Origin of the sequence: Mesorhizobium sp. 131-3-5 (assembly GCF_016756575.1) — a bacterium.
GTDB lineage: Bacteria > Pseudomonadota > Alphaproteobacteria > Rhizobiales > Rhizobiaceae > Mesorhizobium > Mesorhizobium jarvisii.
This window is the reverse complement of record NZ_AP023254.1, coordinates 626,210-644,671: the sequence shown is the minus strand read 5'-3', so window position 1 is coordinate 644,671 and position 18,462 is coordinate 626,210. Positions and strand designations below refer to the sequence as shown.

Annotated in this window: 19 protein-coding genes; 8 read left to right on the top strand and 11 right to left on the bottom strand. The window is 64.9% G+C overall.

Annotation, left to right across the window (positions count from 1 at the left end):
• Positions 1-3: 3 nt before the first annotated feature.
• Positions 4-534 carry a peptide deformylase gene (def, locus tag JG747_RS03010; RefSeq protein WP_202361116.1) on the bottom strand — a complete coding sequence of 177 codons (531 nt, stop codon included), beginning with the start codon at positions 532-534 and terminating at the stop codon, positions 4-6.
• A gap of 103 nt (positions 535-637) precedes the next feature.
• Here def and JG747_RS03005 point away from each other — a divergent pair, with 103 nt between their 5' ends.
• Positions 638-1,909 carry a DNA recombination protein RmuC gene (locus JG747_RS03005; protein WP_202361115.1) on the top strand — a complete coding sequence of 424 codons (1,272 nt, stop codon included), beginning with the start codon at positions 638-640 and terminating at the stop codon, positions 1,907-1,909.
• A gap of 14 nt (positions 1,910-1,923) precedes the next feature.
• Here the strand turns inward: JG747_RS03005 and JG747_RS03000 are convergent, their stop codons facing one another.
• The 4 genes from JG747_RS03000 to JG747_RS02985 form a co-directional block, all read right to left on the bottom strand.
• Positions 1,924-2,736: a class I SAM-dependent methyltransferase gene (locus tag JG747_RS03000; protein ID WP_202361114.1), complete on the bottom strand. Its 813-nt coding sequence runs from the start codon at positions 2,734-2,736 to the stop codon at positions 1,924-1,926.
• An 81-nt stretch (positions 2,737-2,817) separates the two neighbouring features.
• Entirely contained in the window at positions 2,818-3,222 is a 405-nt protein-coding gene (locus JG747_RS02995) for a GFA family protein (RefSeq protein ID WP_202361113.1), read from the bottom strand.
• A gap of 76 nt (positions 3,223-3,298) precedes the next feature.
• On the bottom strand, positions 3,299-4,252 hold the full coding sequence (locus JG747_RS02990) for a cation diffusion facilitator family transporter (protein ID WP_202361112.1): 954 nt from the start codon (positions 4,250-4,252) through the stop codon (positions 3,299-3,301).
• A 122-nt stretch (positions 4,253-4,374) separates the two neighbouring features.
• On the bottom strand, positions 4,375-5,184 hold the full coding sequence (locus JG747_RS02985) for a transglutaminase-like domain-containing protein (protein ID WP_069090694.1): 810 nt from the start codon (positions 5,182-5,184) through the stop codon (positions 4,375-4,377).
• Between the two features lie 213 nt (positions 5,185-5,397).
• On the opposite strand from JG747_RS02985, the gene JG747_RS37500 reads away from it, so the two are divergent.
• Positions 5,398-5,523, top strand: coding sequence for a hypothetical protein (locus tag JG747_RS37500; protein WP_080643851.1), 126 nt, complete (start codon positions 5,398-5,400; stop codon positions 5,521-5,523).
• A 202-nt stretch (positions 5,524-5,725) separates the two neighbouring features.
• Positions 5,726-6,040 (top strand): quaternary ammonium compound efflux SMR transporter SugE, encoded by a 315-nt coding sequence (sugE, locus tag JG747_RS02980; RefSeq protein ID WP_010912766.1) that lies wholly within the window; start codon positions 5,726-5,728, stop codon positions 6,038-6,040.
• Positions 6,041-6,140: 100 nt separating this feature from the next.
• Here the strand turns inward: sugE and JG747_RS02975 are convergent, their stop codons facing one another.
• Positions 6,141-6,569: a DUF6481 family protein gene (locus JG747_RS02975; RefSeq protein ID WP_027047610.1), complete on the bottom strand. Its 429-nt coding sequence runs from the start codon at positions 6,567-6,569 to the stop codon at positions 6,141-6,143.
• Between the two features lie 221 nt (positions 6,570-6,790).
• Between JG747_RS02975 and JG747_RS02970 the strand changes: the two genes are divergently transcribed.
• The 5 genes from JG747_RS02970 to JG747_RS02950 all read left to right on the top strand — a co-directional run bounded on the left by JG747_RS02970 (position 6,791) and on the right by JG747_RS02950 (position 11,974).
• Positions 6,791-7,852: an LLM class flavin-dependent oxidoreductase gene (locus JG747_RS02970; RefSeq protein ID WP_202361111.1), complete on the top strand. Its 1,062-nt coding sequence runs from the start codon at positions 6,791-6,793 to the stop codon at positions 7,850-7,852.
• Between the two features lie 114 nt (positions 7,853-7,966).
• On the top strand, positions 7,967-9,136 hold the full coding sequence (locus tag JG747_RS02965) for an AI-2E family transporter (RefSeq protein WP_032921437.1): 1,170 nt from the start codon (positions 7,967-7,969) through the stop codon (positions 9,134-9,136).
• A 71-nt stretch (positions 9,137-9,207) separates the two neighbouring features.
• Positions 9,208-10,044 (top strand): arylamine N-acetyltransferase family protein, encoded by an 837-nt coding sequence (locus JG747_RS02960; RefSeq protein ID WP_202361110.1) that lies wholly within the window; start codon positions 9,208-9,210, stop codon positions 10,042-10,044.
• Complete coding sequence (locus tag JG747_RS02955; RefSeq protein WP_019862482.1) at positions 10,041-11,042, top strand: LLM class flavin-dependent oxidoreductase; 1,002 nt, start codon at positions 10,041-10,043, stop codon at positions 11,040-11,042. The genes JG747_RS02960 and JG747_RS02955 overlap by 4 nt, the downstream gene beginning before the upstream one ends.
• A gap of 137 nt (positions 11,043-11,179) precedes the next feature.
• Entirely contained in the window at positions 11,180-11,974 is a 795-nt protein-coding gene (locus JG747_RS02950) for an inositol monophosphatase family protein (protein WP_202361109.1), read from the top strand.
• A 32-nt stretch (positions 11,975-12,006) separates the two neighbouring features.
• Here the strand turns inward: JG747_RS02950 and JG747_RS02945 are convergent, their stop codons facing one another.
• Genes JG747_RS02945 through JG747_RS02925 form a run of 5 tightly spaced genes read right to left on the bottom strand, consistent with a single transcriptional unit; the run spans position 12,007 to position 18,445 of the window.
• The gene (locus JG747_RS02945) at positions 12,007-12,468 is read right to left on the bottom strand and encodes a MarR family winged helix-turn-helix transcriptional regulator (protein WP_019862484.1); all 462 of its coding nucleotides are present in this window, start codon (positions 12,466-12,468) and stop codon (positions 12,007-12,009) included.
• The gene (locus tag JG747_RS02940) at positions 12,465-13,049 is read right to left on the bottom strand and encodes an amino acid synthesis family protein (protein ID WP_202361108.1); all 585 of its coding nucleotides are present in this window, start codon (positions 13,047-13,049) and stop codon (positions 12,465-12,467) included. The genes JG747_RS02945 and JG747_RS02940 overlap by 4 nt, the downstream gene beginning before the upstream one ends.
• Positions 13,042-13,926, bottom strand: a complete 885-nt coding sequence (locus JG747_RS02935; protein WP_202361107.1) for a UPF0280 family protein — start codon at positions 13,924-13,926, stop codon at positions 13,042-13,044. The genes JG747_RS02940 and JG747_RS02935 overlap by 8 nt, the downstream gene beginning before the upstream one ends.
• Positions 13,926-15,467 carry a 6-hydroxynicotinate reductase gene (locus JG747_RS02930; protein ID WP_202361106.1) on the bottom strand — a complete coding sequence of 514 codons (1,542 nt, stop codon included), beginning with the start codon at positions 15,465-15,467 and terminating at the stop codon, positions 13,926-13,928. Before JG747_RS02930 ends, JG747_RS02935 begins: the two co-directional genes overlap by 1 nt.
• Positions 15,464-18,445, bottom strand: a complete 2,982-nt coding sequence (locus JG747_RS02925) for a molybdopterin-dependent oxidoreductase (protein ID WP_244748418.1) — start codon at positions 18,443-18,445, stop codon at positions 15,464-15,466. Before JG747_RS02925 ends, JG747_RS02930 begins: the two co-directional genes overlap by 4 nt.
• Positions 18,446-18,462 lie beyond the last annotated feature (17 nt).

Here is an 18,462-nt window from a genome sequence, read left to right as displayed (position 1 = left end):
CCCCTATCCCACCAGCTTGCCCGGCGCCTTGTCCTTGGCGAGCTTCTTGAATTTCTTCACCACCATGTCGCGCTTCAGCTTCGAGATGTGGTCGATGAACAGCACGCCGTTGAGATGGTCGATCTCGTGCTGCAGGCAGGTCGCCATCAGCCCCTCGGCCTCCATCTCCTGCAGCTTGCCGTCGCGGTCGAGATATTTCACCCGCACCGAAGCCGGGCGTTCGACCTCGGCATAATAGTCCGGGATCGACAGGCAGCCTTCCTCGTAGACCGAGCGCGCCTCAGCGGTTTCCAGGATCTCCGGGTTGATGAAGACGTGCGGCGCCGGCGTTTCGTCTTCCTTGGCGAGGTCGATCACCAGCATGCGCAGCGGCTCGCCGATTTGGATTGCCGCCAGGCCGATACCGGGCGCGTCATACATGGTCGCCAGCATGTCGTCGGCCAATTTGCGCAAAGGCGCGTCGATGCGCTCCACCGGCTTGGAAACCTGGCGCAGGATGGGATCGGGAAGGATGATGAGCTGCTTGATCGGCATGGCGTCCCACGTAAGACGTCCAGCGAAAAGCGTCAACCGGTGGACCTGAGCCTCGTTCACGTTTTGATCTGTGCCGGCCCCACGAATCGGCTATGCTGTCCACATGAATGATCTGAGCACCATCCTTTCCGAGCCTGTCGCACGGCTTGGCGCGTCGACAATCACGCTGGGCCACGCCTTGGCCTTCGGCGCCTTGTTGTTTCTCGGCCTGTTCGTGGCGCTGGTCATCGCGCTGTGGCGGTCGGCCAAGGCGCGCGCCGTCGCTGCGGCGGAAGCCGCCGACCATGCCCGCGACGCCGAGGCGCGGATGGCCGGCATCTTGCAAAGCCAGGCCGAGATGCAGGGCCGCATGGGCGCCATTGCCGAAGTGTTCGGCGCGCGCCAGGCGGAGCTGACGCAGTCAATCGGCCAGCGCCTCGACGCCATGACCGGCCGCATCGGCCAGACCATGACCGAGCAGACCAAATCCACCCATGAGAGCCTGGCGAAACTGCAGGAGCGGCTGGCGATCATCGACACCGCGCAAGGCAACATCCAGTCGCTCGCCGGCCAGGTCGTGCAGCTGCAGGCCATCCTCTCCAACAAACAGACGCGCGGTGCCTTCGGTCAGTCGCGCATGGAGGCGATCGTCGCCGACGGCCTGCCGCATGGCGCCTATGAATTCCAAGCGACGCTGTCGAATGGCAGCCGGCCCGATTGCCTGGTGAAGATGCCGAACGGCGCGCCGTCACTTGCCATCGACGCCAAATTTCCGCTGGAAGCCTGGAACGCCATCCGCGCCGCCGACGGTGCGGACCTGCAGAAGGTCGCGTCCCAGGCCTTCCGCCGCGACATCGAAATCCATGTCCGCGACATCTCGGAAAAATACCTGATCCAGGGCGAGACGCAGGATACAGCTTTCATGTTCGTGCCGTCGGAATCGGTCTTCGCCGAGATCCATGAGAATTTCGAGGCGATCGTCCACAAGGCGCACCGCGCCCGCGTCGTCATCGTCTCGCCGTCGCTGCTGATGCTGTCGATCCAGGTCATCCAGGCGATCCTCAAGGACGCCCGCATGCGCGAACAGGCGCATCTGATCCAGGGCGAGGTCATCCGGCTGATGGAGGATGTCGCGCGCGTCGACGAACGTGTGCGCAAGCTGCAGGTGCATTTCGGCCAGTCGGCCAAGGACATCGACGACATCCTCGTCTCGACGTCGAAGGTGACCAAGCGCGGCCAGAAGATCGAGGCGCTGGAGTTCGGCGCGCAGGCCGATGGCGATGCCGGCCCGGAGACGCCGTCACGGGCGCCTGCGGCGAAAATCGAGCCCGGCCCGCGCGTTGCCGATTCAAAGACCGGGCAGCTCAGGCTGCGGGTCGTCGAAGGCGACGACTAGCCGGCAATCCCGGCTTAGGCCACCGCCACGATGACGTGTGCCTGAATTTTGGCGGCAACCGCACCGCTGCCATGCCTGGCCGCAATCGCGGATGCGGCATAATCCGTTGCAGCGTCCAGTTTCCCGGGATCCCTGGCCTCGATTTCGGTGCGAAGCACCGTTCCCTGGCAATAGGCAACGGCCGGAATGCGCGGTGAGGGCGCACGGCTCTGTTCGGCTCTCGTCTCGATCGCCACATCGGAGAAGCCGGCCTCCTCAAGGTCTCCGCGGATCAGCGCCGTATCGTGGTAGCCATGCGGCGTGCGGGCCAGAAAGCGCGGCGGATCGTTCGGAAAAAGCCTGGCCAGCGCATTGGTCACATCATCGGCAAAGACATTCTCCTCGATGCGGTCCCATACGTTGAACAGGAAATGTCCGCCGGGCTTCAGCACCCGCCTGGCCTCGCGGTAGGCGGATGGACGGGTGGGAAAGAACATCGCGCCGAACTGACAACAAACCAGATCGAAGGCCGCGTCTTCAAACGGCAGCGCCATGGCATCGGCCTGGCGCCATTTGATGCGACTGTCGGGAGCCTGTAGCGAAGCGGCGTAGTCGAGCATCGGCTGGTTCAGGTCGGTCACGACATAGCTTGCGTCAGGGGACAGTTTCGGCGCCAAGGCACGGGTGACGACCCCGGTGCCCGCGGCGACTTCCAGCACGGCTTTGGGCGAGAAGGACGCTGCCCGCCGTGCAAGGTCCGCGGCGAACGGCTCGAAAATCAACGGCACCATATAGCGGTCGTAGTTTTCCGGGATCGAGCCGGCAAACAGCTTGTCCGTTTCCAACATCGCTATTATCCGCCCGTCTGAGGTGAGCGAAGCTAGCACAGAATTGCCTGTCTTGGGCGGCTTTCGGCCGGGAGGCAGGTGCTACTGCTCCTCCACGATGCTCATGCCTTCGAATTCGGGAAGCCAGTGCAGGGCCGACCGGTGCCATTTCTGTTGTGTCGGCACCAGATCCTCGCGTTGCCGCGCGGTGCCCGTCCTGATTCCATAGATCTTCGGGCCGTCGCCAACCGACGTCGCGTAAAGATGCGCCCCGCAGTCGCCGCAAAAGGCTTGGGCGCGCTTGGCGCCGCTCGATCCGGTCTTGATATAGATTTTTGGCGTGCCTCTGGTGATCTGGTAGTGATCCTCGGGCGCGGGAACGGTGACGCGAAAGGCCGTGCCGGTCAATTGCTGGCAATCCGTGCAATGGCAGATCGAGGTCTTTGCCGGGTCGACCTCCGCCTCGTAGGTGATGGCGCCGCAATGGCACCCGCCGTCGATCTTCATGGTCTATCCTCCGAAATCCATCGCCTGATCTTAGCAAGGCAACGCGACGGGGCAACGGTGCAACGCTGGTCCAGGACTAATTGGAAGCGGCTTCGATCAGCTTGCGCCGCTGCTCCCAGGTGCCCGTGGTCTGCGGCTTGACGAACAGCCGCGTGATCTCCGGCATCTCCTTCTTCAGCCGTGCCTCGATGCGCTCGACACAGGCTTCGATCTCCGGCGCCGACAGATGGTCCTCGAATTCGATGCTGAGCCCTGCAACGATCTCTTGCGGTCCCATATGGACGGTCAGGACACCGTTCGCGCGCTGCACCGCCGGATCCTGCTGCGCGATCGCCAGCACCTTTTTCTGCACCTCGGGCGAAGCCGGCTCACCGATGAGCAGCCCCTTGCTTTCGCGGGCGAGGAAAATCGCCGTGGCGCCGAGAATGAGCGCGATGCCGATCGAGGCGGCGCCGTCGAGCTCCGGCATCTCCAGCAGCTCCGCCGCCAATATGCCGGCAAAGGCGACGATCAGGCCGAGAAGCGCCGCGCTGTCCTCGAACAGCACGGTATAGACGCTCGGGTCCTTGCTCGATTGCACGGCCTGCAGCCAGCCTTGCTTGCCTTTCTCTCGGCGGAATTCCTTCAGCGCCACCAGCCAGGAGCTGCCCTCGAACAGGAAGGACAAGCCGAGAACGACATAGTTCACCTTGACGTTGGCGACAGGCTCCGGCGTCATGATGTGGACAATGCCCTCGTAGAACGACACGCCGGCGCCCAGCGCGAAGACCAGGAGGGCAACGATGAAGCTCCAGAAATAGAGTTCGCGGGCATAGCCAAGCGGATGCGTGCTGTCTGCCGGGCGCGCGGCACGGTGCATGCCGTAGAGCAGAAGGCCGCCATTGCCGGTATCGACCAGCGAATGCACGCCTTCCGACAGCATCGCCGAGCTGCCTGTGAAGAAGGCGGCGGCGAATTTGGTCAGCGCGATTGCCAGATTGCCGGCGAGCGCCGCATAGATGACCATCTTGGAGCCGCCGTGCCCGGCCATGCGGTCTGGTCCCCGTTCAACGTGCCCAGTCTAGCGGCCGGATGGCCGCAGCTCCACCATAACGCGCCAACGGCCGGGTCGTTCAAGACGCGATTTGTTTGGATCGGCCGCGGAGACGGCGACTATTCGACGATCTCGTCGGTCCACACCTTGAAGCCGGCCAGTGTCCCCGGTCCGAAAATATGGGTCAGCGGCACATCCGCCGCGTCGCGGCCGGAAGCGATCAGGATGCGGCCGATGCGCGGCGCATTGTTGCGCGGGTCGAAGACATGCCAGCGGCCGCCGAGATAGACTTCCATCCAGGCGGCGAAATCCATGCTCGACCAGGGCTTCGGCATGCCGATATCGCTGATGTAGCCGGTGCAGTAGCGCGTCGGGATGTTGAGCGCCCGGCAGAAGGTGACGGCAAGATGCGCGAAGTCGCGGCACACGCCGCTCTGTTCCCGATAGGCTTCCGCCGCGGTGCGCGTCGGCCGCGCATTGCCGTAGTTGAAGGCGATGTGGTTGTGAACGAAATCGCACACCGCCTGCACGCGCGGGATGCCGAGCGGTGTGTGGCCGAACAGCCGCCACGCTTCGCTGGCCAAGAGGTCGCTCTCGCAAAACCGGCTGGGCAGCAGGAAAAGCAGGGTTTCGGCCGGCAGGTCGCGCACCTCGTGCTGCCAGGCCATCAGCTCGGCCATCTCGAATGTGCCGGGCGCGCGGATCACCGCATCCGTGCCGAAGGTGAACCGTCCGGGCGGCGCGACGAAGCGGTTGCACCAATTGCCGAAACTATCTCGGTAGCTCTCGATCGGCACCGGCGGGCTGGAGGTCAGGAAATCCGGGCGCTCGAGGTCGGAGGCGCGCGAATAGTGGACATTGAGCATCGCGATGAGCGGCGTTTCCTGCGGGAAGTCGAAGCTCATCTCGCAGCCGATGTGGATCCGCATTGTCGTCCTGACCGGCCTGCCCGACGATCACCCGGCGAAAGCGCGGGTCGATGTTGCAGTGCGAAGAAGAGAATGGCACGGACGGCCATGGTTTGCGAGCAAATTAGAAATTGGTTGAAAGCAGTCAGCCTGAGGCTTCCCGCCAGCGCTGCCCTCTTGCAGCAAAGCGTTTCTCTTGTTTCACTTCGCTCCCCGCAACAGGAGGAACGAATCATGGCTAAAGGCGCGATGAAGGCAGGCAAGGAAGCCCGCAAGCCGAAGAAGGATGCCAAGAAGCCGGCGCCCGCTCCCGTCCTGAAGGCGCCGCCGGTCAAGGCGATGCGCATCAAGGAAAAGTAGGCCTCGGCAGGTCAGGCGCGGCAAATCCCACCGGCGGCGTCAGACAATGCCGCCGGGTTGATCGGGTATTTGGATAACCTATATCGATAGTGCGGGGACGACCCCGCGCCTCCCCAACAATTCGGTCGGGACGACCCGCCATAATGATCGGCATCTGAGGATCGGATCCTGTCTCCGGCCCGATGCTGGATGGAGCGTTCCGATGTCTTGGACTTTTCTGTTTTTCGCCGGCCTCTTCGAAATCGGCTGGGCGATCGGCCTCAAATACACTGACGGATTTACCAGGCTTGTTCCGACCGTGCTCACGGTCGCCTCGATGATCGTCAGTCTTACCTTGCTGGGCCTGGCGCTGAAGGCGCTTCCCGTCGGCACCGCCTATGCGGTGTGGACCGGCATTGGCACGGTCGGCACGGCCCTGCTCGGCATCTGGCTGCTCGGCGAGCCCGCCACCGCGATCCGGCTTGCCTGCATCGCGCTGATCGTCTGCGGCATTATGGGGCTGAAATTCGCGGCCTGAGCGGAAGTCGCCCAAAAAAGCGCACCTTCCGCACAAACACCTTCAGGGCCGCTGCGAGGCGACCCTGATTCAATGTTCGAACTTGGCTGCGCCGAAGCTGCTAGCGGGCCGAGAAGCCCGGAGGAGCTCGGCCGGTCCGTGCCTTGCGCGCCGCATAGCGTGCGTCACGCTTGGCCTTCCGCTCGGCCTCGTCGGCGAGCAGGCGGGCAATGCGCTCGGTCTCTTCGGCTTCCCGAATTTTGGCCTCGGCTTGGGCTGCCTCTTCGGCGGCGATGCGTGCCGCTTCGGCTGCTGCCTCGCGCTCGGCCTTCTCTGCGGCTTCGCGTGCCAGCTTTTCCTGCTTCAGCCTAGCCTTCTCGGCTTCGCGGATCTCACGAGCCTGGAGGATTGCCTTGCGTTCGGCCTGTCGCGCCAGCACCGCAGGATCATCTGCCGCCGGCTTTGACTTGAAGCGCTCCAGAAGCGCCTTCTTTGCCTCGTTCGCGGCATTGCGCCGCTCGAAAATGTCTTTTTCCCTGTAGATAGCCAAGTCCACTTCCCTGAAGTCAATTCGCGAGGCTTACATACGCGCGAATGCCGAGAGTTCAAGCGCCAAATCGGTATGCCAGCCATGAAATTCCGCGATGTTGCAGCCGGGAGACGCCTTTTGCCGCCCAAACCGACATGCACTGTTCACCGATAGCCCCTCTGGCGGCGAGGCGAGCCGGTGGCTACTTCTAGCGGCAAAACCCAACACCAGGATGACATCACATGGAACTCGGTCTCTACACCTTCGCCGACGTCAGCCCGCAGCCAGGCCCGGGCGCCATCGGGCCGCATGAGCGCCTGCGCAACCTGATCGAGGAGGTCGAACTCGCCGACCAGGTCGGTCTCGACGTCTTCGGTCTCGGCGAACATCACCGACCCGACTACGCCGCCTCCGCGCCAGTCGTGGCGCTCGCCGCTGCCGCCGAGCGCTCGAAGCGCATCAAGCTGACCAGCGCGGTCACGGTATTGTCCTCCGACGATCCGGTGCGCGTCTTCCAGCAGTTCGCCACGCTCGATCTTCTCTCGGGCGGCCGTGCCGAGATCATGGCCGGGCGCGGTTCGTTCATCGAATCCTTCCCGCTGTTCGGCTACAATCTGGAAGATTATGACGAGCTCTTCGCCGAAAAGCTCGACCTGCTGCTCGCTATCCGCGATAGCGTCAAGGTCACCTGGTCCGGCAATCTGCGCGCGCCGATCAACGATCGCGGTGTCTATCCCCGGCCCTTCCAGGACAGGTTGCCGGTCTGGATCGCGATTGGTGGGACGCCACAGTCCGCGGCCCGCGCGGGTGCGCTCGGCCTGCCGCTGGCGCTCGCCATCATCGGCGGCGAGCCGGCTCGCTTCGCGCCGCTGTTCGATCTCTACCGCGAGGCCGCCAGGCGCGCCGGCAGCGACCCGGCGGGTCTCGCGACCAGCATCAACGTGCACGGCTTCATCGCCGACACCACCGAACAGGCGGCCGACGATTTCTACGGCCCGCAGGCCGAGGTGATGAACCGCATCGGCCGCGAGCGCGGCTGGGGGCCGACATCGCGGGCGCATTTCGACCAGTCGCGTGGTCCCAACGGCGCCCTGTTCGTCGGCAGCCCCGAGCAGGTGGCGGAAAAGATCGTCGCCCAGCACAGGATCTTCAACAATGACCGCTTCCTGCTGCAGATGGCGATCGGCACCATGCCGCATGCCAAGATCATGAAGGCGATCGAACTCTACGGCACCAAAGTGGCGCCGATCGTGCGCAAGGAAACGGCGAAGTCCGCGCCGGCGGTGGCAGCGCCCGTCGCATGAGCCAACGGCAAAGCTCCGTACCCGCGGGCCTTGCCGGCTAAAGGAACCTTGAAGCGACGCGGGCGTTTCCATCAACGGACTGCACCAGTTGCGGTGCACCGCTGAGGGTCCATGATGAAAGCCGAACCCGCCGCTACGGGCGCAGGCGTTGCCGAAAGCCCGGATCCGCGCGTCGAGGCCCGCGCGGACACGCATTTGATGCGTTCGCTGCTGGTCGGCATATTCATCTTCATGAGCGTCTATGCGCTCTACTTCGGCCGCGCCTTCTTCATGCCGGTCATGCTGGCTTTCCTTCTGGCGCTGACATTGACGCCGATCGTGCGGCTGCTGCGCAAGCGCGGTATTCCCGAAGCGGTTTCGGCGACGCTCCTGGTGCTTTTGTCGATCTGCGTCTTCGCCATCGCCGGCTATTTGCTCTCAGGTCCTGTCATCGATCTCCTCAACAACACCTCGTCGATCGGCCAGCAGCTCACCGAGCGGCTGGCGCAGTTGCGGCGTCCGCTTGAAAAGATCATGCAGGTCTCGCATCAGGTCGAGCAGATGACCGAGACCTCGCAGGAGCCTGGCGTCCAGAAGGTGGCGGTCGCCCAGTCCGGCATCCTGTCGTCGGCCGCCGGCAACATCCTGGCGGCGGGAACAAGCCTGACCATCATCTTCGTGCTGTCGCTGTTCCTGCTCGCCTCGGGCACGATGTTCTACGAGAAGATCATCCAGTCCTTCGCCAGCCTAAGCGAGAAGAAGCGGGCGCTGCGCGTCGTCTATGACGTCGAGCGCGAAATCTCGCACTATCTGCTCACCGTCACCATCATCAATGTCGGCCTCGGTTTGGTCATCGGCCTAGGCCTGTGGGCGCTCGGCATGCCGAACCCTCTGGTCTGGGGTGTCGCCGCTGCATTGTTCAACTTCCTGCCCTATGTCGGCGCGCTGCTGACCATCGTGCTGGTCGCGGTGATGGCGCTGATCAGCTTCGACACCATCTCCTACGCGCTTCTGGCGCCGGCCTTCGTGCTTTTGTGCGATGTCGTCGAAGGCCAGTTCGTGACACCGATGGTGGTCGGCAGGCGTCTCGAGATCAACGCGGTGGCGATCTTCATCGCCATTGCCTTCTGGTCGTGGCTCTGGGGTTTCGTCGGCGCGCTGATGGCGGTGCCGCTGCTGGTCGTCATCAAGGTGTTCTGCGACCATTTCGAGGGACTTGGCCATGTCGGCAATTTCCTCGCCGCGCAGCAAACCGCCGTGGTCGAGGACGAACCCGTCGAGGAGAACGGCAAGGCCACGGCATAGAAGGCGGACGCCGTTTGCGGCGGCTGGATCGAATGCCTATATCCGGCCGATCAACGCCCGGTGCCTTCCTTATGAGCGATGCTCCCGCCTTCGACCTCGACGCCTATCTCGCGCGCATCGGTTACGCCGGTCCGCGTGACGCGTCGCTGAATACGCTGAGGGCGCTGCATTTCGCGCATCCGCAGTCGATCCCCTTCGAGAACATCGATCCGTTTCTTGGCCGCCCGGTCCGGCTCGACCTCGCCGCGCTGCACGACAAGATCGTCCTTGGTGGGCGTGGTGGTTATTGCTTCGAGCATAACCTGCTCTTCATGCATGCGCTGCGGGCGCTCGGCTTCGAGGTCGTCGGCCTGGCCGCGCGTGTGCTCTGGGGCCAGAGCGAGGACGCCATCACCGCGCGCAGCCACATGCTTTTGCGCGTCGAGCTCGATGGCCGGACCTGTATCGCCGATGTCGGCTTCGGCGGCCTGACCCTGACCGCGCCATTGCAGCTGGAACCGGGCCGCGAACAGAAAACCCCGCATGAGCCGTTCCGCATCGTCGAGGCCGGCGATCATTTCCGCCTGCAGGCCGCCATCGGCGGCGACTGGCGCTCGCTCTACCGCTTCGATCTGCAGCCGCAATACGAGGTCGATTACTCCGTCACCAATTACTTCCTGTCGACCAGCCCGGCATCGCATTTCCTCTCCTCCGTCATAGCGGCCCGCGCCGCGCCGGACCGGCGTTACGCGCTGCGCGGAAACCGCCTGTCGATCCATCACCTTGGCGGCCGCACCGAGCAGACAGAGATAGCCACCGCCGCCGAACTCGCCGACACGCTGCAAGGCCTGCTCGGCATCATCATTCCGGACCGCACGGCTTTCGAGGCCAAAGTGCGTGAGACGAAGATCGTGGAGACCACCGCATGACCGAACTGTCCGTTCTCGACCTGTCGCCGATCATCCAAGGCAGCGATGCCTCGCAGTCGCTGGCCAACTCGCTCGATCTCGCCCGCCATGCCGAGCGGCTGGGCTACAAGCGCTACTGGCTGGCCGAGCACCACAACATGCCGGGCATTGCGAGCGCCGCCACATCCGTGGTCATCGCCCATGTTGCCGGCGGCACCAAAACCATCCGCGTCGGCGCCGGCGGCATCATGCTGCCCAACCATGCGCCGCTGGTCATCGCCGAGCAGTTCGGCACGCTAGCCGCCCTGTTTCCGGGCCGCATCGATCTCGGCCTCGGCCGGGCACCAGGCACCGACATGAACACCGCGCGCGCCTTGCGCCGCAACCTCGAGGCCGGCGCCGACAGTTTCCCGCAGGATGTCGTCGAACTGATGGGCTATTTCCTGCCCGCGGAGGAAGGCCAGCGCTTGCGCGCCGTGCCCGGCGAGGGCCAGACCGTGCCGATCTGGATTCTCGGCTCCAGCCTCTACGGTGCGCAGCTCGCCGCCATGCTTGGCCTTCCCTACGCCTTCGCCTCGCATTTCGCGCCGGCCGAGCTCGATCATGCGCTGGACATCTACCGCTCGCGCTTCCAGCCGTCGGAACAGCTCGACAGACCGCATGTGATGCTCGGCCTCAACGTCTTTGCCGCGCCCACCGATGCCGAGGCACGGCTGCTGTTCACGTCGCTGCAGCAGGCCTTCGTCAATCTGCGCACCGGCCGTCCCGGACGCTTGCCGCCGCCGGTCGAGAATTATGACCGCGATCTCGACCCGATGGCCAAGACCATGCTCGGCCAGGCGCTGTCCTGCGCCGTCGTCGGCTCTCCCGAAACCGTCCGCCAGGGCATCGACGCCTTCGTGCGCCGCACCGGCGCCGACGAGCTGATGGTGACCGCGCAGATCTTTGATCATGCCGCGCGGGTGCGGTCATTCGAGATCTTGGCTGACGCGCACAAATCGCTGTCGCAGGCGGCCTGACTTTTATCGGCCAGATGCTTTTGCCGGCAGCGATGCTCTAACTCTTTGTTTTGACGCAATTCCAGACGGAAAACCGCTTACACTTTTCCTGGAATTGCTCTAAGTGCGGCGCATCCTTCCGCAGAGCGAGCCTTACCGTGACCCATGAACTCGACGCCCGCACGCAGTTTGCCATCGATCTGGCGCGGCGGGCCGGCGAACGCGGACTCGAATATTTCCGCGATCTGGAAAGCCTGACCATCGAGAGCAAGGGTCATCAGGACCTGGTCTCGCAAGCCGACCGCGAGGTCGAGCTGTTCATCCGCGCGGCGATCGCCAAGGACTATCCGCAGGACGGCATCGTCGGCGAGGAACACGCCTCGGTTTCCGGCTCGAGCGGCTATGCCTGGGTCATCGATCCCATCGACGGCACCGCCAATTTCGTGCGCGGCATTCCGGCCTGGTGCGTGGTGATCGCTTGCGCAAAGGACGGGGAGACGGTCGTCGGCGTCATCCACGAACCGTCGACCGGCGAGACGTTTCACGGCAGGCTCGGTGGCGGCGCCTTCATCAACGGCAGGCCGATGAAGGCAAGTGCCGCGGCCAGCCTGGAAGAAGGCTCGGTGGGGACCGGATTCTCGAACCGGGCCGAGGCCGAGAACATCGCCGTGCTGATCAAGAAGCTCCTCGCCGAAGGCGGTGTCTTCTTCCGCAATGCGTCCGGCGCCCTGATGCTGGCCTATGTGGCCTCGGGCCGGCTGCTTGGCTATGTCGAGGAACACATGAACGCCTGGGACTGCCTGGCCGGCATGCTGCTGATCGAAGAGGCCGGCGGCACCGTCCTGAAGGCGGATCCCAAGACGGTGCTGCAGAGCGGCACGCAGGTCATCACCGGCGGCAAGGGCGTCTTTTCGAAGCTGCAGGACCTGTGCAGGGAAGCGTTCCCGCTCTGATCGCCATTTGACGCGATGGATCGTGGCGGCACCTACGCCAGCTTGGCCAGCAGCTTCATGAAGGTGGCGATCTCCTTGGCCGAGAGCGGCGCCAGCGTTTCCCTGGTGATCTCGCGCGCCAACGGGATCAGGCGTTCGATGGCGTCGCGGCCTTCGGCGGTCAGATTGACCAGCAGCCGCCTTTTGTCGACCTCATGCTTGGAGAGCTCGACCAGGCCGCGTGCCTTTAAGCGATCGATCACGCCCTTCACCGTCGCCGCATCCATGGCGATCAGCGTGCCGAGCTGGTTCTGCGAGGTCTCGCCGACATCGCGCAGCTTGGCCAGTGCGGCGAATTGCGGCGGCGTCAGGTCGCCGATATGCGCGGCGAAGATCGAGACATGGCGCTGGTGCGCCTTGCGCAGGATGAAGCCGACCTGCTCCTGCAGGAGGTAATCCTGGTCCTCGGGCTCTTCGACCTCGACCAGCTTGAGCAGATTGTCCTCGCCGCTCACCGCAGCCCGTCCCAGGCCTTGATGTCGGCTGCCGCCAACCCGCCCATGCGGTTGTGGATGCGCGGCCCGCAGGTCATGGCCAGACAAAAAAGAATCTCGTCGGGACGCGGCCCGTCGCTGATGCCGACTTCCATGGCATCGAAATGGCTGCGCACATAGGCGGCGTTGATGTGGCCGAGCGGCACGTCGAGCTTTGAGCCGAACGCGCCGACCTTCTTGGCCGAGGGCACGATCGCCTTGGCGTCGCCGAGCCGCTCGCGCATGGCGTAGCCGCCCGGCACATGCCAGAGCGCGCCATGCTCCAGTTCGCCCGCCGTGCCGACAATGGCGCCCTTGCCGTAGCCATCGATCTGTTTGACGTCGCCGCCCAACGCGGCGATCAGCCTGTCGGAAAGCAGCAGGCCAAGCGGCTTCAGATCGTCCATGGCGCTCTGCAGATCCTCGACATAGCGCCCGGCGAATGGGTTCTTGACCACGGCCATGGCCGCCGCACGCCGGCGCGGCACGTCCGCGACCGGACCGCCATCATGAAAGATCTCTTCGCTCAGCACCGCGATCTTGCGGATCGGAAACTCAGGCATGGGCAACTTCCTCCCTCGGATTTTTGTTGGGCGCGGCAAGCGCCACGGAACCACTGATGCGGGCCTCACCGCCAAGAAACAGCGCCGATCCGGCAATCAGGCCGCGCCGACGAAAATCTTCGGCGACGGCAAGGCCATTGTCCAGCGCCCGCGCCACCTCGCCAGGCGCAAGCATGCCGACGCCTTGCGTCACCAGCCGCGCGCCGAGGTCGCTGTCGGGCGACAGTTCGCGTGCGGGTATGCGCTTGATGGCGGGATTGCCGGGAAGGTCCACCGCATTGGCAATGAGTGTCGCCGCCGCATCGGCCTCGGCGCCGGTCCGCGCCAGCACGGTGACGGCGTCGGCAATGCCAAGCGAGAAGGAACGGCCGCGCCAGCCGCTGGTGGCGACGCCGCGAACGCCATCCTCCGCGCGGATCGTGATCCGGTCGGCCATGCCGTTGCCGGTGCCGGCGACCGCCAGGCCGATCGACCGGCCCTTGCCGAGGTGGAGGGCGCTGTCGCCGCCATTGTTGACATAGGCGCGCTCGAGTTTGCGGCCGGCAAGCAATGCGGCGAGAATTTCGTCGGCTACCGATCCTGCAACGGCGGCCATCGGTGTTATGAAACATTCCGCGAGCGGCATGACGGCCGCTTCCATGCGGCGCGCCGTCGGGCCGTCAAAGGCGCGCGGCGCCAGGAAAAATGCCGGGAGCCGCAATTCGGGAAGCTCCCTGACCAGCTCGATCAGGATCGTCTGGAAGCGCGACACGGCTTGCTCATAGGCCAGACGGCATTCCTGCGCCTCGCCAAAGGCCTCGATGATCAGGTCGATCGGCCCATGGTTGAGATGCAGCCGCTTGCCGTCCTGCAGCCAATGCGCTTGCGGGCCGTCCATCATCCGGCTCCGTTCGACGCGGCGCGCCGCAATTGCGCCAGCGGCGGCCATGGATTGTCGGACGGCGCACCAGTGCCGTGGCGCGGGTTGAGGTATTCGCCGCCCTTGGCGACGATGTCCTCGACGCTGCGGATCTCGGCCTCGTAGCCGCCGAGCCTGACATAGTCGTCGCGGCGCAAGGTGAACTCGATCGGCGCCACCAGCGCCGGCGTCGGCACATAGCCGAAGGCGCCTTCCGGCACGCGCGTCACGTCGACCATCAGCGTGATGCCGCCGCCCGGCCAGACATAGACCGGCGCGCCGCCGACCGTCACATAAGTCGTCAGGCCTTGCACCGAGCGGGTGAGATTGACCGGGTTTTCGGTGACGCCGGCGCGCAGCGAGCCGCCGGCGCCGCCGATGAACAGCACGGTGCATAGCGCCGGCTCGCAATTGTCCTCGATCAGGTTCACGGACTTCTGCAGCCGTTCTGGAAACGGCTTTTCGACCGGCTTCAGTTCGTCGTCGAGTTCGTAATAGGCGTACTGCTCGCCGGTGGTCGAAACCATCAGCATCGACAGGCCCGGCCGCGCGCCCTTCTTGGCGTTCCACTCACCAAGGATCGAGAGCGGGTCGGAAATCGAGGTGCCGCCCCAGCCGAGGCCGGGCTCGGAGACCTTGAAATAGCGACCCGGCGTCGAGCGGCGTCCGATGATCTTGATGCCGGTGTCCTGCCAGCCCAGCACCTTGCCGGCCTGGTGTTCGGAGACGACGCCGGTGATATGGTCGTCGACCACCACCACCTCGTCGACCAGCCCGCGCCATTGCGTGGCGAACATGCCGATCGTGGCCGAGCCGCAGCCGACGCGCATGCGGTGCTCCTGCTTGCCGTCGATGACAGGTGGTTTGCCGGCTTCGACGATGATGGTGGCGCCGCCATCGATGGTCAGTTCCACCGGCTTGCGGTTGCACAGGTTGAGCAGCGCATCGCAAGTTGCCCGGCCTTCCGCCTTGGAGCCGCCGGTCAGATGATGCACGCCGCCCAGCGACAGCATCTGCGAGCCGTATTCGCCCGTGGTGACATGGCCGATCGCCTCGCCTTGCGAGCGCACGATTGCCGTTTCGGGTCCGATATGACGGTCGGTGTCGATCTTCACCTTGACGCCGCAATACGAAAAAATGCCTTCGGTGACGACGGTGACGAGATCGACGCCTTCGACCTGCTGGCTGACGATGAACGGCGCCGGCTTGTAGTCGGGATAGGTGGTGCCGGCGCCGATTGCCGTGACGAAGCGGCGCCCGGTGTTGACCAGTTCGCCGTCCCATGCCTCGCCTTCGGCGACGAAGGGCACGATTGTCCCGCCGGACTCGGCCGCGTGGTCGAGAATGGTCAGCGGATCCATGCGCACGATCCGGCCGCCGGCATTGCCGTAGCGGTCGCAGGCGCCTGTGCGGCCATCGGCTATGTAGCACATGACCGGGCAGGCATCGCAGCGGATCTTCTCCGCCACCTGCTTCTCGCCGGGGTCATGGGTCTCAAAACGCTCGGCAAGCTCGCTCATGCGCGTGCCTCCTTTTCGCGGATGCCATCTTTTTCAAGGATGCCAGCGCGGATGCGCGTCGGCGTCGCCGGAACCTTGGTGACCAGCACGCCGGTGGCGTGGCGGATGGCGTTGAGGATCGCGGGTGCGGTCGGGATCAGCACATGTTCGCCCAGCCCCTTGGCGCCGAACGGCCCCTCGGGATCGGGAACCTCGACCAGGATGGTCTCGATCGGCGGCACGTCGCCGATGGTCGGGATGAGATAGTCGTGCAGATTCTCGGTGCGGCCGGGAATGTATTCTTCCATCAGCGCCATGCCGATGCCTTGCGCGATGCCGCCTTCTATCTGGCCCTCGACCAGCAGCGGGTTGATCGCCTTGCCGACATCATGCGCGGCGGTGATCTTGATCAGCTTCACCGTGCCGAGCTTGAGATCGACCTCGAGTTCGGCGATCTGCGCGCCATAGCCATAGACGGCGTAGGGCTTGCCCTGGCCCTTGGCATCGAGCGGCAGCGTCGGCGGGTCGTAGGTCTCCTCGGCGCGGAAGACGAAGCCGGCGGCATCCATGTCGAGCGAGGCGAGATCGACGCGGCGTGTGGCTTCGCCCTCGCGGATGACGATCGCCGCGCCGTCCAGTTGCAAAGTTGCCTTTGCGGAGACATTGGCGAAGCGCAGGATCTTTTCCCGCAAGGCCCGCCCGGCTTTTTCGGCCGCCTTCCCGGTCACGAAGGTCTGGCGCGAGGCCGAGGTCTTGCCGGCGTCGGGGCTGATTGCCGTATCGGCGCTCTTCAGCCGGAATTTTTCCAGCGGCAGGCCAAGCGCGTCGGCGCAGATCTGCGTGATGACGGTGTTGGAGCCCTGGCCGATATCTACGGCGCCCTGATGCAGGATGACGGTGCCGTCAGCCGCGATGCCGACCCGGATGGTCGACGGATTGGGCAGCGAGGTGTTGCCGCAGCCATACCAGCACGAAGCCACGCCGACGCCGCGCTTTTTTTCTTCATGGTTGCTGTTGAAAGTATCCGCATCAGCCTGCGCCCGCGCCCAATGCGGCAGCAGGGCCTCAAGACATTCGGCAATGCCGACGCCGGACTCCAGCCTCTGGCCGGTAACCGTTTCGGAGCCGTTCCGAAGGCAGTTTCTCAGGCGAAAGTCGAGCCGGTCGATGCCGAGCTTGCCGGCCAGCTCATCATAGAGCGTCTCCTGCATGATCGTCGCCTGCGGCACACCGAAGCCACGGAAGGCGCCGGAGATCGGGCCATGCGTATGGATGGCGCGGCCCTCGGCGCGGTAGTTCGGCGTCGCATAGGGGCCGGAAGCATGCACCGGCACGCGGTTGGCGACGGTCGGCCCCCAGCTGGCGTAGGCTCCGGTGTTGAAATCGCCTGAAAAGATCATGCCGGTGACATGGCCGTCGGCATCGGCGCCGATGGTCGCCTTCATTTCGGCCGGATGGCGCTTGGTGGTCGACATCATCGATTCGTTGCGGGTGTAGGCCAAGGCGGCCGGCCGGCCGGTCTTAAGCGCCACAAGGCCGATCAGCGGCTGCAGCGAAACGTCGAGTTTCGAGCCGAAGCCACCGCCGGTCGCGGTCGGCACGATGCGCACCTTGTCGACGGGCAGGCCAAGCACCTTCGCCGTGTCGTCGCGGTCCATATAGGGTGCCTGGGTGCAGGCGACGACGACCAGCGTATCGCCGTCCATATAGGCATGGCCGGCTTCCGGCTCGATATAGGCGTGCTCGACATAGGAGGTTTCGATTGCGCCCGTCACGGCAACGGCCGCATTGGCAAGCGCCGTCTCGGGGTCGCCGCGCTCGACGAAGCCGGAGGTCAGCAGGTTCGAAGGGCGGTTCCCATGGATCAGCGCAGCATCCTTGGCCTGCGCTTCGCTGGGCTGCAGGATATGCGGCAACTCGGTCCAGCGGATCGGGAAATCCGACATATCGAGATCGAACATCGCCTCGCGCTCGCCGGCGACCAGCGCCACCGCCTCGCCGCGCAGCCGCGCAAACCCATCGGCGAGCGCCGGCTGGTCGGCAAACGGACCGATGACGCCGAAACAGTTTTTGCCCGGAATGTCGGCGGCCGTGAAGACACCAACCATGCCGGGATGCTTGTTTGCCCAGCCGTCGAGATCGCCGAAGGCGAAGCCGGCGTGATAATGCGGCGAGCGGACCACCAGCACGGCAAGCGCATCGGCCGGGAAGGAATCGCCGCCGAATTTCTCAGCCCCGGTCACCTTTGGCACACCGTCGAGCCTGACGGGCGACGCGCCTACGGCATTGCCCGAAATTGGCATTCTACGGTCGAGGCCGAGATCGAACGAATGACGTTCGCGCTGCTCCTCACCCTCTCCCCGTGAAGAACGGGGAGAGGGGGTCGCCAGCGCTGGAGCTTCTCCCTTCTCCCCGTCACTATACGGGGAGAAGGTGCCGGCAGGCGGATGAGGGGCGGCGCTGTCGGTTGACGGTTCGAATCGTCCTGCCTCCATCACCGCCGCGATGATCTTCCGGTAGCCGGTGCAGCGGCACAGAATCCCGCCCAGCGCATCCTGCACCTCGGTCTCGGTTGGTCTGGGAGTCGTGTCCAGCAGCGCTGTCGCTGCCACCAGCAGCGCCGGCGTGCAGATGCCGCATTGCGCCGCGCCATGGGCGAGGAAAGAGGCCTGCAGCGCCGAAAGACGGCCGTTGGCCAGCCCCTCGACCGTCGTCACCGATGCGCCGGCGGCCGAAGCCGCTGGCATCAGGCAGGCGCAGACCGGATCGCCGTCGACCAGCACCGTGCAGGCGCCGCAATCGCCGGCATCACAGCCGACCTTGGTGCCGGTGAGCCGCAATTCTTCACGCAGCACCTGGGACAGCCGGCGCAGCGGCGGCACATTGACCGAGACGGCGGCGCCATTGACCGCGAAGGCGATGTCGGCGCGGCCGAGACCGGGCTGGACTACGCCCAATTCGGGCCGAGCTTCACTGACTTCAGGCAGAACCTGGTTCATGTCAGGCTGAGCTTGTC

Coding starts and splice junctions, on each gene's coding strand:
- JG747_RS03005 (WP_202361115.1), top strand. CDS start 638: ATGAATGATCTGAGCACCATCCTTTCCGAGCCTGTCGCACGGCTTGGC.
- JG747_RS02930 (WP_202361106.1), bottom strand. CDS start 15,467: ATGAGCGAGCTTGCCGAGCGTTTTGAGACCCATGACCCCGGCGAGAAG.
- def (WP_202361116.1), bottom strand. CDS start 534: ATGCCGATCAAGCAGCTCATCATCCTTCCCGATCCCATCCTGCGCCAG.
- JG747_RS02935 (WP_202361107.1), bottom strand. CDS start 13,926: ATGGACGGCCCGCAAGCGCATTGGCTGCAGGACGGCAAGCGGCTGCAT.
- JG747_RS02990 (WP_202361112.1), bottom strand. CDS start 4,252: ATGGCCGGGCACGGCGGCTCCAAGATGGTCATCTATGCGGCGCTCGCC.
- JG747_RS02995 (WP_202361113.1), bottom strand. CDS start 3,222: ATGAAGATCGACGGCGGGTGCCATTGCGGCGCCATCACCTACGAGGCG.
- JG747_RS02940 (WP_202361108.1), bottom strand. CDS start 13,049: ATGCCTGAGTTTCCGATCCGCAAGATCGCGGTGCTGAGCGAAGAGATC.
- JG747_RS02925 (WP_244748418.1), bottom strand. CDS start 18,445: ATGAACCAGGTTCTGCCTGAAGTCAGTGAAGCTCGGCCCGAATTGGGC.
- JG747_RS02985 (WP_069090694.1), bottom strand. CDS start 5,184: ATGCGGATCCACATCGGCTGCGAGATGAGCTTCGACTTCCCGCAGGAA.
- JG747_RS02955 (WP_019862482.1), top strand. CDS start 10,041: ATGACCGAACTGTCCGTTCTCGACCTGTCGCCGATCATCCAAGGCAGC.
- JG747_RS37500 (WP_080643851.1), top strand. CDS start 5,398: ATGGCTAAAGGCGCGATGAAGGCAGGCAAGGAAGCCCGCAAGCCGAAG.
- JG747_RS03000 (WP_202361114.1), bottom strand. CDS start 2,736: ATGTTGGAAACGGACAAGCTGTTTGCCGGCTCGATCCCGGAAAACTAC.
- sugE (WP_010912766.1), top strand. CDS start 5,726: ATGTCTTGGACTTTTCTGTTTTTCGCCGGCCTCTTCGAAATCGGCTGG.
- JG747_RS02965 (WP_032921437.1), top strand. CDS start 7,967: ATGAAAGCCGAACCCGCCGCTACGGGCGCAGGCGTTGCCGAAAGCCCG.
- JG747_RS02960 (WP_202361110.1), top strand. CDS start 9,208: ATGAGCGATGCTCCCGCCTTCGACCTCGACGCCTATCTCGCGCGCATC.
- JG747_RS02970 (WP_202361111.1), top strand. CDS start 6,791: ATGGAACTCGGTCTCTACACCTTCGCCGACGTCAGCCCGCAGCCAGGC.